The sequence below is a fragment of the Stutzerimonas sp. CXK-1 genome, assembly GCF_057738225.1.
Map to the genome: position 1 here is coordinate 39,662 of NZ_CM173217.1, position 12,222 is coordinate 51,883.

Genomic DNA, 12,222 nt, shown 5'->3' on the forward strand with positions numbered 1-12,222 from the left:
CGCGCCTTCAACAGACCCGGAGCCAATCATGCCCCTTGCCCTGCTTGCGCTGACGCTCAGCGCGTTCGCCATCGGCACCACGGAATTCGTCATCGTCGGCCTGCTACCCACCATCGCCAGCGACCTCGGCGTCGCCCTGCCCTCGGCCGGCCTGCTGGTCAGCCTCTATGCGCTCGGCGTGGCGGTCGGCGCGCCGCTGCTCACCGCGCTGACCGGCCGCCTGCCGCGCAAGGCGCTACTGCTCGGCCTGATGCTGCTGTTCACCGCCGGCAACCTCTTGGCCTGGCAGGCACCAGGCTACGAATCGCTGGTGCTGGCGCGCATCGTGACCGGCCTCGCCCATGGCGTGTTCTTCTCCATCGGCTCGACCATCGCCACCAACCTGGTACCGAAGGAAAAGGCCGCCAGCGCCATCGCCACCATGTTCACCGGCCTCACCGTGGCCCTGGTCACCGGCGTGCCGCTGGGCACCTTCATCGGCCAGCACTTCGGCTGGCGCGAGACCTTTCTGGCGGTGTCCGCCCTCGGTGTGCTGGCCTTTGTCGGCAGCCTGCTGTTCGTGCCGCGCGGCATTCGGCACAGCCCGCCGGCATCGCTGTTGACCCAGCTTGGCGTGCTCCGCCAGCCGCGCCTGCTGCTGGTGTACGCGATGACCGCCCTCGGCTACGGCGGCAGCTTCACTGCCTTTACCTTTCTCGCCCCGATCCTGCAGGACCTCAGCGGCTTCAGCGCCAACGCGGTGAGCCTGGTGTTGCTGGTCTATGGCGTATCGGTGGCGGCCGGCAACATCTGGGGCGGCAAACTGGCCGACCGCCGCGGGCCGATCGGCGCGCTGAAGCTGATCTTCGCCCTGCTCGCCGCCGTTCTGCTGGTGCTGACCTTCACTGCCGGCAACCCCTGGCTGGCCCTGGCGACCGTACTGCTCTGGGGCGCCGTCGCCTTCGGCAACGTGCCGGGGCTGCAGCTCTACGTCGTGCGGCAGGCCGAGCGCTACAGCCCGCAGGCGGTGGATGTCGCCTCGGGCCTGAACATCGCCGCGTTCAACCTCGGCATTGCCGGCGGCGCCTGGCTGGGCGGGCATATCGTCGCCGGGCTCGGCCTGATCCACACCGCCTGGATCGGTGCGCTGGTGGTGCTGCTGGCACTCGCATTGACCGCCTGGGCCGGTCGCCTCGACCGGCATGGCCCTGCCGAAGCGGCGCCGGACGGCGCCTGGGCCGGCTGATCGGCCACCTTTTCGCCAAGCAGATGACAGGCGAGTAGCGCATCGGCGGCCTACTCGCCCGCGCCCGGCACCTTCACCCCGGCCAGCGCGGAGCGCCCGCCACCGGCGGCCGCGGAGATGACGCTGAAACTGCCATCGGTCTCCAGCACTACGGCCTCGATGCCCTCCAGCGACGCCGAGCCGCTGGCGCGCACCGCCGCACGTACCTCCGCCTCGGCCACCCGCGCCTTGCGCAACGCCTCGCCGAGAAAGCGGCCCCGGTAGAACAGCAGCGCCGGCTCGCCGGTGACCAGCTTGCGCACCCAGGCCACCCGCACGCTGGACCAGGTCACCGCGTACTGCAACGCGATCAGCAACGCCAGCGCCAGCACGCCCTGCGCCAGCGACACCTCGCGGCTCAGCAGAATGGTCGCAAAGGTCGACCCCAGCGCCACGGTGACGACCAGATCGAAGGCATTCATCTTCGACAACGTCCGCCGCCCCGAAACGCGCAACAACAGCACCAGGCTGACATAGGCCAGCACGCCCACTACCAGCGTGCGGATCAGCGTCGTTGCGTTACTGAAAAACATGCCTTCCACAACTGCCTCCCGAACCTGACCCCTGCAGGGGTGGACCGGATTGGCCGGCGTAAATTGCAGAAAACGTAGGCGGCGGGCGGGAGGCCGCGAGCAGAACGGGGATTAATCCATCGCCTGCTTTACCCGTATGGACGCAGTGGCTAATGTGCCATCACGCTAACTCTGCCAGTGTTCTAACTCAAAAACTATATAGGGGTGAATCTTTGGGTAATTCCAAAATTATAGGAGGGGCTGGTGAACATTATGTCGCTTATGCTCTATCCTGCTTCGGTTATATTCCTGCATTGGTTCGTGAAGGCTCTCCGACTATCGATCTGTTAGTTTCTAATTTGATCGGAAGTAGAACTTTAGCTATACAAGTTAAAACGACTGCATATGCAAAACGCACCCGCGGTCGGGGAAATAATAAGAAACCATACGAGCTACAGTTTCCTCTGGGACATGGATCAATAGAAAAGGCAGTTCCTGAGCTAATATTTTGTTTCGTTGATTTGAATACTCTAGACCCAGAGACGAAGCCGGATGTCTATGTGATACCTGCTTCGGTGTTTATAAAGCACTACGAAGGGAAGGACATAAAGCAGCACAAGTGGCTGCGGTTGCATTGGCCCATTGAGCGAATGGAAAAATTTAAAAACAATTGGGAACCTATCCATGAAGGACTTAAAACAGGCAGAAATGAAACGTCCCAAGACGCTTAGCCGCTCTCTGCACGTTAAGCCGGATCAAGTTTCGCGGCCGAAATAATGTATTTAGCCGTTAGGAGGCATCATGAATGCAAAAGAATTTGCGCAGGCGGCCCATCCGCACAGTTGGTTGCTGGTTGCAGACAATCTCTATGAGCAGTCGATTGTGCTTCATGAGCGGCTCAATTGCGGAGCGACGACCCAGCTAGATCGTAACCAATCGATCATTGGTGCATGGCCAAACAGTAGTCGTTCTACGTTTCTTCTCGCAGGTTTCGCTCTAGAAAACGCGGTCAAGGCCTTTTTAGTTTATGAGCACCCTCAATGGGTTTCTAACGGTGTGCTGGCTCGTCCACTTCGCTCTCACGCTCTTGTCGCCTTGGCACAAAAATCCTCTCTAATTCCTTGGCCGAAACGTGGTGCTACCGTCCTGTCCCGGTTCGAGCAGGGCTTAGAGTCATGGGCCCGATACCCTTGCGCGATTGAAGGCGCCGGAACCGAAGTTGAGCAGAACCTATCGCCCGTCTTATGGACAAATTACTTAGCGCTCATGCATGCCTATGGAAAGGGCCTGATGGCCTTACTGCAACGAGGCTGGGACGGGCCACATGGGGTTAACGGGTATTTTGAGTTCCAAGGTACTTACTTAGGGGCACAGCCTAAAGAGTCGTTGTGCAGCGGTTCGGCGAGCGAAAAGAGCAAAAAAAGGACAGATTTACTTATTTCGTAGACTTGTGCAGGTTGTCTGTCTCCTATTTTCTTAAGTAAGAGTTAAAAACATGAGTGTGTTTGAGAGTTTCAGATTGTTAAAGGTGGATATGATAGAAAATGGCTGGGTTATAGAGGCCTTCCCTTTCAATTACAAAAGCTGCGATTACATTGTGTTGGCCAAGTTATATGAGTGTGGAGAGAAAAAGCCGAAATACGCTCTGATGAAAGTGGAGATATTGAAAAGTGAAGATATTAATGCGCGGCTGTTTTCCCCTGTAAACGCAAATGGGTTCCTTATCGAAGCTAAATTCTTAAGAGAGTTCTTCAATATAGAGTATGGGGAAAACCTTGGAGATCTATTGAGTCAGTTTAATGAGTTTTTCGCCAAATTTATACCAACTCAAGTAGATTTAGTTAAATCGCCCCAGATTAAGGACGCAATGGTTATATCTCTATCTAAGAGTGATAGTCAAGATCCTAATAAACGCTACTGTTATGGTGTTAGAAGAAATCCAGAAGGGGAAAAAAGAACTCCATTTAACGACAATAAAACTAGATTGCTAAGGCCTGCTTTATACTCGGAGTTCAGAAGTGATCAGTCGATAAGCTTTTGCTATTCAACCGATATTAATGACCAAAAATCTGATGCAGTGATAATTTCAAATTTTTCTAACAAATAAAATTGGGTAGCTTAAAAACGCTCAGCGAAAGGGGACATATTTTATTTTCGTGGCTAGCTTCAAAAGATTCTTGGCTTTTTCGACATATATTTTCCATTTGTTACCGCTAGGTAAGAACCCATGCAACTAACAACCCTCCTCGTCCCAACCTACACCCAAATGCTCAAAACCCTCTCCGGCTGGCTGAAGAAGGCGCAGGCCCAGCTGCCGGAAGCGGAGGCGCAGGCGTTGTTATCCGCGCGGCTGGCGCCGGATATGTTTCCGCTGTCGACCCAGGTGCGCTTTGCCTGTGTGCAGGCGCGTGAAGCCGTGTGCCGACTGAGAGGCGAGGCGTTCCAGGCCGCGATCAACGAGCTGCTGGACGAGGGGCGGCAGGCGGGGGAGCGGCCGGGCACGCTGGCCGATGCTTATGCCCGGATCGATGAGACGGTGGCGTTGCTCGACGATCTTGCCGCCGATGCGCTGGATGTGAATGCGGGCAAGCCGATCGCCCACGAGCTGGCCAACGGGATGATTTTCGACCTGACCGCGGAGCAATACGCGCGTGACTGGACGCTGGCGCAGTTCTATTTCCACGTGATGACGGCTTATTCGATCTTGCGTAACCAGGGGATCGAGCTGGGCAAGGCCGACTACGTGGCGCACATGCTGCCCTATCTGCGCCCGGAAACGATTCCAAAGGGTTGACCAGCCGCGCCCTCAACCAGGGCGCCGATGGCGTCCCGAAACGGCCCCTCTATTCAGGCGGGCCGGCCCGCAGGAGAGCCCCGCACGAGTGCCCGTCACCTCGTACCCGCCGCGCCGAACGCCTCCCCCTCACCCCGGTCGGACTCTAGACAGCCACCGGAGATACCTGCATGAGCACTTCCAGCAATGTGTTACTGGCCGCCCTGGCCATTGGCGCGGTGACGGGTATGCGCAGCCTGCTGGCGCCGACCCTGGTCAGCCGGGCGTTGAGCGAGCGCGACGATCTGCACGGGGCGGGCGAGGCGGCGCGGCTGCTGACGTCCGACGCGGCGCAGACAGTGTTGCCGGTATTGGCGGCCGGCGAGCTGGCCGGTGACAAGCTGCCCTTCGCGCCGGATCGCACCATCGCGCCGTCGCTGCTGTTTCGCGCGCTGTCCGCCGGGGTAAGTGCCGCTGCGCTGGCCGGCGTGCGGCGTGAGCCGGCGCTGTTGCCGGCCTTGCTGGGGGCCGCAGCGGCGCTGGTGTCGTCGCGGGTCGGGCTGCGTTTGCGCAAGCCCCATCAGCCCCGGCCTGTGGCAAATGCCGCGCTTGGCATGGTCGAGGATGGGCTGGCGTTCGGCCTCGGCCGGGCAGCGTTGCGCCAGGGCTTGCAGCGGCCCGGGCGGTAGGCGAAAAGGCCCCGCGCCGGGCCACCAGAAGCAAAGGCCGAGTGGTGGAAAAGGCTGCGCCGTTTTCCACCCTACGGCTGGGCCTGCTTAGCTGGGCCGCTGGATCACGCAGACGCGGTCACTGCACAGCCCGGACTCACGCGTCGCCACGCCGGGCGCGACCTCGGTGGGGTTGGCACCGTGGCCGGTGGTGCCGGCGCCGGTCGGCGAGGTGGTGGCGGTGGTGGGCGGGTAGTCGGTGCCGGCGCGCTTGCCGGCGCTGCCGATGCCGTGGCTGCCGCTGACGGCATCGCCCTGGCGTGACGTGTGGCTGCCTGCGCCGAGCGGTTCGTGCTCGCCGTGACGGCTACCGGCCATGGCGCCAGCGGCCGCGGTGTGGCGGCCGCTGAAGTGCTTGTCCAGATGGCTGTCGCCGCCCGTCGCACCGGCATAGGGGCTGCTCGGGCCGGGGTAACCGTCGGCGACGCGGGCGCTGCCGCGTTCGTTGATGTCGATGGCGCCGTTGTATTCCAAGGCGTCACGCGCCTTGGCCAGCTGGTCGTCGTCGACCACATCCACCGCGATCACCAGCGCGCCGCGGCGCACTGCCTCGGGGTAGGCGGTCGCGTAGCGCCGGTGTTCCTCGTGCGGTTCGTGGCCGAACAGCGATTTGAAGAAATGCGCGACCTTGGATTCATGCTCGTGGCGGTCAGGCGTGGCGTCGTTCGTGGAGTAGGGCGCGTCGTAGGCGTGAATCTCGGCGCTCTCGGCGCCCACCGCATGGATCTGCTCGCGCGGGATGCCGCGCGACATCAGGTCGCCACGGGTGCGATTGGCATCGGTCAGCGTGGCGAACGCTGCTACCAGTGTGTGTTTCATGGCTCACCTCACGTTGTGCTGAACAACCGGGTCCTGAGCGCTGGTCGCGGCGTGGCGCCTGGCGAAGCGGGCCTCGCGGGCTTGGCAGCGCTCATATCAGGTTGGTTAAGCGGTGGCGGTGAGAGTTCAGCAGGCGGGATCGGCGGTCGGCATGCAGGGCGGGCGAGGGCGACGCGCCGAGCGGCGGAACGGCTGGGTTCCGCCGCTGCTGGCCGCTCAGTCGAGATCGGCGGCGCTGTGGCGCTCGGGCGCCTGCTCGGATTCGTCGCCCCAGCTGCGGTTGACCTTGCGCCCGCGGATGACCGCCGGGCGCTCGGCGATCTCCCTCGCCCAGCGCTGCACGTGCCGGTACTCCTGCACCGAGAGGAATTCGCCGGCGCCGTACAGCTCACCCAGCGCCAGCACGCCGTACCAGGGCCAGATCGCCATGTCGGCGATGCTGTAGTCGTCACCGGCGACGTAGCGGTGCTCGGCCAGCTGGCGGTCGAGCACGTCGAGCTGGCGCTTGGCTTCCATCGCGTAGCGGTTGATCGGGTATTCGTATTTCTCCGGCGCATAGGCGTAGAAGTGGCCGAAGCCGCCGCCGAGAAAGGGCGCCGAGCCCATCTGCCAGAACAGCCAATTCAGCGTCTCGGTGCGTGCGCGCAGTTCCCTGGGCAGGAAGGCGCCGAACTTCTCCGCGAGATACAGCAGGATCGAGCCCGACTCGAACACCCGCAGCGGCCCGCCTTCGGCGCTGTGATCGACCAGCGCGGGGATCTTGGAGTTCGGGTTGACCTCGACGAAGCCGCTGCCGAACTGGTCGCCATCGCCGATGCGGATCGGCCAGGCGTCGTACTCCGCGCCGGCATGGCCGCTGGCGAGCAGTTCCTCGAGCATGATGTTGACCTTCACGCCGTTGGGCGTGGCCAGCGAATAGAGCTGCAGCGGGTGCTTGCCCACCGGCAGCGCCTTCTCCTCGCGCGCGCCGGCGGTGGGCGCATTGATACTGGCGAACTTGCCGCCGGAGGGGGCGTCGTGGGTCCAGACCTTGGGCGGTACGTAGGCGGTATCGGGCATGTCGATCTCCTCGAGCGGGAACGGGGGGTGCAGGGCATGCTACGCGCTCGGCGGGCGCGCTCGAAATCGAGCCGGTCGATATTGGTCATCGATGGCTGAGGGTTGGTTCTGCGTGGTAGTTCTTTGAGATGCACCAGAAGATCTTTTTTCCCGATCGGTAAAAATTCGGTGCACCGGCCAGCGGCAGGGAGTATTTTCCCTATTGGGAAAAAATCGGAACTGAGCTGTTTCCGAAGGACAAATTGTACGGAACGGGAAAATGGCTGAACCGACCGCATTTGTTTCGATGGCCGAGCTGGGCAAGCTGATCCAGCGCACTCGCAAGGGTCAGGGGCTGCGTCTGGTGGACGCTGCCGGCCTGTGTGGCGTGAGCGTGCGCTTTCTGAGCGAGCTGGAAAATGGCCGCGAGAGCTGTTCGTTCGGACGGGTGCTGAACGTGTGCCATACGCTGGGCATCGAGCTGCTGGCGGCTAGACGTGACGGGGGCGACCTGTGAGCGGACGGCTCGGCGTCTACCGGGGTGATTGCCGTATCGGTGAGCTTTGGCTGGGTGACGAATACGTCGTTCAGCAGTGCCGCCGCTACCGCAAGTTGTAGTGGCTAGGGTCCTGCCCTCGGGAATGTGCCTCGCAGCCTGCGATGTATCGATCAGCGGTACTGCCAACAAGCGCTGCCGACCATCCGGCATGGAGCGCTCGCGTTAGACTCCTTCCTACTGTCCCTTCGACGCGGGGCCAACCCTGATACAGGACGTCACGATGCTTCTCGGCAAACGCGATCAGACCCGTATGGAGCGGCAACTTTCCAGCTGCCTGACCCAGGCCTGCGAAGCGGGCAAGGCGGAAATCGTCGGCTTCAGCTGGCTCACTCATGAGGTCGATTACGCGCGCTTCCCCGAGAGCCTGCAGGTCACCTGGGTATTCGCCGCGGAGGCGCAGCGGGCGCTGGCGATTGGTACAGGGCAGGGCGCACGCATGCAGGCGCTGACCCGAGCGGCGCTCGCTGAGGCGGGTATCGACATGGATGCCCTGATCGCACCGGTGCGTTTCGACAGCGAGGAAGCCTGCAAGCGCAACGATGGCGGTGACTGGCAGCGTCGCCTGGCCCGCAACGCCACGACACGGCACTGACCGTGGGCAAGGACGTCGAGAATCCGTGCATTTCCGTCTGCAAGCTCACGGACGAGGTGTGTACCAGCTGTGGTCGCACCAAGGACGAGATCCGCAAATGGAAACGCATGAAGCGTCCAGACAAGAAGGCCACGGTAGAGCGCGCGGCGCAGCGGTTGAAAGCCCTGAAAAAGAAGAAAAAGAAGTGATGGCTGAGCGATGGGACGCCTCCGCTGCCGGTGGCGACGTGGTGATAGCCGCGCATCTGCAGCGCAGGCGCTGATCCCGCGTCGTGCGCCTGAGGTTGCAGAGGTGACGCAATCAATCCACCACGAACAGCTTTGCCCCCACTTGGGTAGATGAACGATGCGGCTCGGCGCCGTCGGCGACCTGGTAGCTCATGCCCGGCGTAAGGATGAAGCGGCGCCCATCAGGAAGCTCGGTGTGCAGTTCGCCTTCCAGGCACAGCAGGATATGGCCCTTGCTGCACCAGTGGTCGGCCAGATAACCCGGGGTGTACTCGACCGTGCGCACGCGGATGGGGCCGAACTGGCGGGTGCGCCAGTAAGCGCTGCCGGTTTCGCCGGGGTGTACGCTGGGTTCGATGGTGGCCCAGTCAGTAGTGCCGAAGGGGAGGTCGTTGATGTCCATGTCTGATGCCTGTAGGCAATGAGTGAGTGGTCTTGCAGAAACGCAGTGGTGATAGATGCGGCGCCGTGGTGGCTTGAAGCCCACCGGATAGGCCATTCCTGAGGCAACGAACGCCCGGTACACGAATGAAAAAGCCGCTGCCCTCTCACGGGGGGCAGCGGCTTTTCGGTTACGGCGCTAAAGCCTCAGCCACGGGCGCCGTGCACGCCAGCGCTGATCTCGCGGCACAGGCCAAGCACGCCTTCTACCGCAGCCTCCGGGCTCTTGGCTCCGGCGATCTGGTCGATCAGTGCCGAGCCCACCACCACGCCTTCGGTGAGCCGGGCGATAGCCGCGGCCTGTTCCGGCGTGCGGATGCCGAAGCCTACGCACACCGGCAGATCGGTGTGGCGCTTCAGGCGTGCCACGGCTTCCTCGACGTGTTCCAGGGTGGCGGAACCTGCACCGGTCACGCCGGCCACCGAGACGTAGTAGACGAAGCCGGAGCTGCCGTTGAGCACGGTGGGCAGGCGCTGGTCGTCGGTGGTCGGGGTGGTCAGGCGGATGAAGTCGATGCCGGCGGCCTGGGCCGGGTCACAGAGCTCGTCGTTATGCTCCGGCGGCAGGTCGACGACGATCAGGCCATCGACTCCGGCCTCTTTCGCATCGCTGACGAAGCGCTCCACGCCATAGGCGAAGATCGGGTTGTAGTAGCCCATCAGCACCAGCGGCGTGGTCTGGTTGGTCTCGCGGAAGTCGCGGACCATCTGCAGCGTCTTCGGCAGGTTCTGCTTGCCGGCCAGGGCGCGGATGTTGGCCAGCTGGATCGCCGGGCCGTCGGCCATCGGGTCGGTGAACGGCATGCCCAGCTCGATGACATCGGCGCCGGCGTCCGGCAGGCCCTTGAGGATCGCCAGCGAGGTGGCGTAGTCCGGGTCGCCGGCGGTGACAAAGGTCACCAGCGCGGCGCGGTTCTGTTCGTTCAGCTCGGCAAAGCGGCTCTGCAGGCGGCTCATGCGTGCGTCTCCTGTTCGCTCATGTGGTGCATCACGGTCTGCATGTCCTTGTCGCCGCGGCCGGAGAGGTTGACCACCATCAGGTGTTCCCTGGGAAGCCTGGCCGCACGCTTGAAGGCCTCGGCCAGGGCGTGGGCCGATTCCAGCGCCGGGATGATGCCTTCCAGGCGGCAGCAGTCGTGAAAGGCCTGCAGCGCCTCATGGTCGGTGCAGGGCACGTATTCGACGCGCTTGATCTCGTGCAACCAGGCGTGCTCGGGGCCGACGCCCGGGTAGTCGAGGCCGGCGGAAATCGAATGCGCGTCGGTGATCTGGCCGTCGGCGTCCTGCAAGAGGAAGGTGCGGTTGCCGTGCAGCACGCCCGGGGCGCCGCCGGCCATGCTCGCGGCGTGCTTGCCGGTGTCGATGCCGTGGCCGGCCGCTTCGACGCCGACGATCTGCACGCTCTCGTCATCGAGGAAGGGGTGGAACAGGCCGATGGCGTTGGAGCCGCCGCCGATGCAGGCGACCAGCGAGTCGGGCAGGCGGCCTTCCTTCTGCATGATCTGCTCGCGCACTTCGTTGCCGATCACCGACTGGAAGTCGCGCACCATGGCCGGGTAGGGGTGTGGGCCGGCGGCGGTGCCGATCAGGTAGAAGGTGTTGTCGACGTTGGTCACCCAGTCGCGCAGCGCCTCGTTCATGGCGTCCTTGAGGGTGCCGGTGCCGGCGGTGACCGGGATCACCGTGGCGCCGAGCAGGCGCATGCGGAAGACGTTGGCCTGCTGGCGATCGATGTCGGTGGTGCCCATGTAGACCACGCACTGCATGCCGAAGCGTGCCGCCACGGTGGCGGTGGCCACGCCGTGCATGCCGGCGCCGGTCTCGGCGATGATGCGCTGCTTGCCCATGCGCTTGGCCAGCAGGATCTGGCCGATGCAGTTGTTGATCTTGTGCGCGCCGGTGTGGTTCAGGTCTTCGCGCTTCAAGTAGATCTTCGCGCCGCCGAAGTGCTCGGAGAGGCGCTCGGCGTAGTACAGCGGGCTGGCGCGGCCGATGTAGTCGCGCTGGAAGTAGGCCAGCTCCTCGAGAAAGGCCGGATCGTTCTTGGCCTTCTCGTATTCGGCGGCCAGCTCGTTGATCAGCGGCATCAGGGTTTCGGCGACGAACTGGCCGCCGAAGCGGCCGAACAGCCCGCGGTTGTCCGGGCCGGTGCGGTATGAGGTCATGCGAGGCTCCTTGGAGGGTGCCGACACGCAGTCGGGGTGAGCGTAGGGTGGATAACGGCGCAGCCTTGTCCACGCGATCGATACGCCAGCGGGGAAAGTCGCTTCGCGAGTTTTCCACCCTACGGCAATCATTGGGGGCGAGCTTACGGCTGCCGGCGCCCGGATAAAAGCGATAAGATCGCGCGGACCTGTCAGGAAAACTCACAGTTATGAGCCGCGATCTTCCACCGCTCAACGCCCTGCGTGCCTTCGAGGCAGCTGCCCGCCTGGGCAGTTTCAGCGAAGCGGCACGTGAGCTGCACGTCACCCACGGGGCGATCAGCCGCCAGCTGAAGCAGCTCGAGGAGGCCCTCGGTCTGGCTCTGTTCGTCAAGGAAGGGCGCGGCGTAAAACTCACCGATGCCGGCCAACGTCTGGGCGAGGCCGCCAGCGAGGCCTTCGAGCGGCTGCGCAGCGCCTGCGCCGAGCTGCAACGGCACACGGCCGAGGCGCCGTTCGTGCTCGGTTGCCCCGGCAGCCTCCTGGCGCGCTGGTTCATCCCGCGGCTGGACCGCCTCAACCGCGACCTGCCGGAGCTGCGCCTGCAGCTGTCGGCCAGCGAGGGCGAGCTGGACCCGCGCAAGCCGGGGCTGGATGCGACGCTGTGGTATGCCGAGCCGCCGTGGCCGGCGGACATGCAGGTGTTCGAGCTGGCGGCCGAGCGCATTGGTCCGGTGCTCAGCCCGCATCACCCGCGTTGTGCCGAGCTGCGTGGCGCTCCAGCGGCGGCGCTGCTCGACGAGGCGCTGCTGCACACCGCCTCGCGCCCGCAGGCCTGGCCGACCTGGGCGGCCGGGCAGGGGCTGGCCGCTGGCGAGTTGCGCTACGGGCAGGGTTTCGAGCACCTGTACTTTCTGCTCGAGGCGGCGCTGGCCGGGCTCGGTATTGCCATCGCGCCGCAGCAGCTGGTCGCCGATGACCTCGCCGCCGGGCGCCTGCTGGCGCCCTGGGGTTTCGTCGAGACACGGGCGCAGCTGGCGTTGTGGGTGCCGCGACGCCGGCTCGACCGGCGTGCCGAACGCCTGGCCGAGTGGCTGGCCGGGGCACTGGCCTGATGGCGCGCCG

16 protein-coding genes are annotated in these 12,222 nt (G+C 63.6%); 10 read left to right on the plus strand and 6 right to left on the minus strand.

The window, feature by feature from the left end:
- The first annotated feature begins 28 nt into the window (after window positions 1-28).
- Window positions 29-1,225: an MFS transporter gene (locus tag AC0KXH_RS00195; RefSeq protein WP_061340205.1), complete on the plus strand. Its 1,197-nt coding sequence runs from the start codon at window positions 29-31 to the stop codon at window positions 1,223-1,225.
- 50 nt (window positions 1,226-1,275) lie between these two features.
- Here the strand turns inward: AC0KXH_RS00195 and AC0KXH_RS00200 are convergent, their stop codons facing one another.
- Entirely contained in the window at window positions 1,276-1,806 is a 531-nt protein-coding gene (locus AC0KXH_RS00200; protein WP_488223929.1) for a DUF421 domain-containing protein, read from the minus strand.
- A gap of 203 nt (window positions 1,807-2,009) precedes the next feature.
- Here AC0KXH_RS00200 and AC0KXH_RS00205 point away from each other — a divergent pair, with 203 nt between their 5' ends.
- The 5 genes from AC0KXH_RS00205 to AC0KXH_RS00225 all read left to right on the plus strand — a co-directional run bounded on the left by AC0KXH_RS00205 (window position 2,010) and on the right by AC0KXH_RS00225 (window position 5,238).
- Window positions 2,010-2,507, plus strand: coding sequence for a hypothetical protein (locus AC0KXH_RS00205; RefSeq protein ID WP_488223930.1), 498 nt, complete (start codon window positions 2,010-2,012; stop codon window positions 2,505-2,507).
- A 70-nt stretch (window positions 2,508-2,577) separates the two neighbouring features.
- A complete protein-coding gene (locus tag AC0KXH_RS00210) occupies window positions 2,578-3,222 on the plus strand; it encodes a hypothetical protein (protein ID WP_488223931.1) in 645 nt (214 codons plus the stop codon).
- Window positions 3,223-3,271: 49 nt separating this feature from the next.
- A complete protein-coding gene (locus AC0KXH_RS00215) occupies window positions 3,272-3,883 on the plus strand; it encodes a DUF6037 family protein (RefSeq protein WP_488223932.1) in 612 nt (203 codons plus the stop codon).
- Between the two features lie 120 nt (window positions 3,884-4,003).
- Window positions 4,004-4,570, plus strand: a complete 567-nt coding sequence (locus AC0KXH_RS00220) for a DUF1993 domain-containing protein (protein WP_488223933.1) — start codon at window positions 4,004-4,006, stop codon at window positions 4,568-4,570.
- Window positions 4,571-4,740: 170 nt separating this feature from the next.
- Window positions 4,741-5,238, plus strand: coding sequence for a DUF4126 family protein (locus AC0KXH_RS00225; RefSeq protein WP_488223934.1), 498 nt, complete (start codon window positions 4,741-4,743; stop codon window positions 5,236-5,238).
- Window positions 5,239-5,325: 87 nt separating this feature from the next.
- On the opposite strand, the gene AC0KXH_RS00230 is transcribed toward AC0KXH_RS00225, so the two are convergent.
- Entirely contained in the window at window positions 5,326-6,096 is a 771-nt protein-coding gene (locus AC0KXH_RS00230) for a hypothetical protein (protein ID WP_488223935.1), read from the minus strand.
- A 216-nt stretch (window positions 6,097-6,312) separates the two neighbouring features.
- Window positions 6,313-7,155: a glutathione-dependent disulfide-bond oxidoreductase gene (yghU, locus tag AC0KXH_RS00235; protein ID WP_488223936.1), complete on the minus strand. Its 843-nt coding sequence runs from the start codon at window positions 7,153-7,155 to the stop codon at window positions 6,313-6,315.
- Window positions 7,156-7,414: 259 nt separating this feature from the next.
- Between yghU and AC0KXH_RS00240 the strand changes: the two genes are divergently transcribed.
- The 3 genes from AC0KXH_RS00240 to AC0KXH_RS00250 all read left to right on the plus strand — a co-directional run bounded on the left by AC0KXH_RS00240 (window position 7,415) and on the right by AC0KXH_RS00250 (window position 8,473).
- On the plus strand, window positions 7,415-7,651 hold the full coding sequence (locus AC0KXH_RS00240; protein WP_224109194.1) for a helix-turn-helix domain-containing protein: 237 nt from the start codon (window positions 7,415-7,417) through the stop codon (window positions 7,649-7,651).
- A 262-nt stretch (window positions 7,652-7,913) separates the two neighbouring features.
- Window positions 7,914-8,285 carry a hypothetical protein gene (locus AC0KXH_RS00245; RefSeq protein WP_488223937.1) on the plus strand — a complete coding sequence of 124 codons (372 nt, stop codon included), beginning with the start codon at window positions 7,914-7,916 and terminating at the stop codon, window positions 8,283-8,285.
- A 2-nt stretch (window positions 8,286-8,287) separates the two neighbouring features.
- On the plus strand, window positions 8,288-8,473 hold the full coding sequence (locus tag AC0KXH_RS00250; RefSeq protein ID WP_061337774.1) for a DUF1289 domain-containing protein: 186 nt from the start codon (window positions 8,288-8,290) through the stop codon (window positions 8,471-8,473).
- 112 nt (window positions 8,474-8,585) lie between these two features.
- Here AC0KXH_RS00250 and AC0KXH_RS00255 read toward each other — a convergent pair whose 3' ends face one another.
- From AC0KXH_RS00255 to trpB, 3 genes are all read right to left on the minus strand, one after another.
- Window positions 8,586-8,915, minus strand: a complete 330-nt coding sequence (locus AC0KXH_RS00255) for a DHCW motif cupin fold protein (protein ID WP_061337776.1) — start codon at window positions 8,913-8,915, stop codon at window positions 8,586-8,588.
- 185 nt (window positions 8,916-9,100) lie between these two features.
- Window positions 9,101-9,910 carry a tryptophan synthase subunit alpha gene (gene trpA / locus AC0KXH_RS00260; RefSeq protein ID WP_488223938.1) on the minus strand — a complete coding sequence of 270 codons (810 nt, stop codon included), beginning with the start codon at window positions 9,908-9,910 and terminating at the stop codon, window positions 9,101-9,103.
- The gene (gene trpB, locus AC0KXH_RS00265; protein WP_312381906.1) at window positions 9,907-11,118 is read right to left on the minus strand and encodes a tryptophan synthase subunit beta; all 1,212 of its coding nucleotides are present in this window, start codon (window positions 11,116-11,118) and stop codon (window positions 9,907-9,909) included. The genes trpA and trpB overlap by 4 nt, the downstream gene beginning before the upstream one ends.
- A gap of 209 nt (window positions 11,119-11,327) precedes the next feature.
- Here trpB and AC0KXH_RS00270 point away from each other — a divergent pair, with 209 nt between their 5' ends.
- Complete coding sequence (locus AC0KXH_RS00270; RefSeq protein ID WP_488223939.1) at window positions 11,328-12,212, plus strand: LysR family transcriptional regulator; 885 nt, start codon at window positions 11,328-11,330, stop codon at window positions 12,210-12,212.
- The last annotated feature ends 10 nt before the right edge of the window (window positions 12,213-12,222 follow it).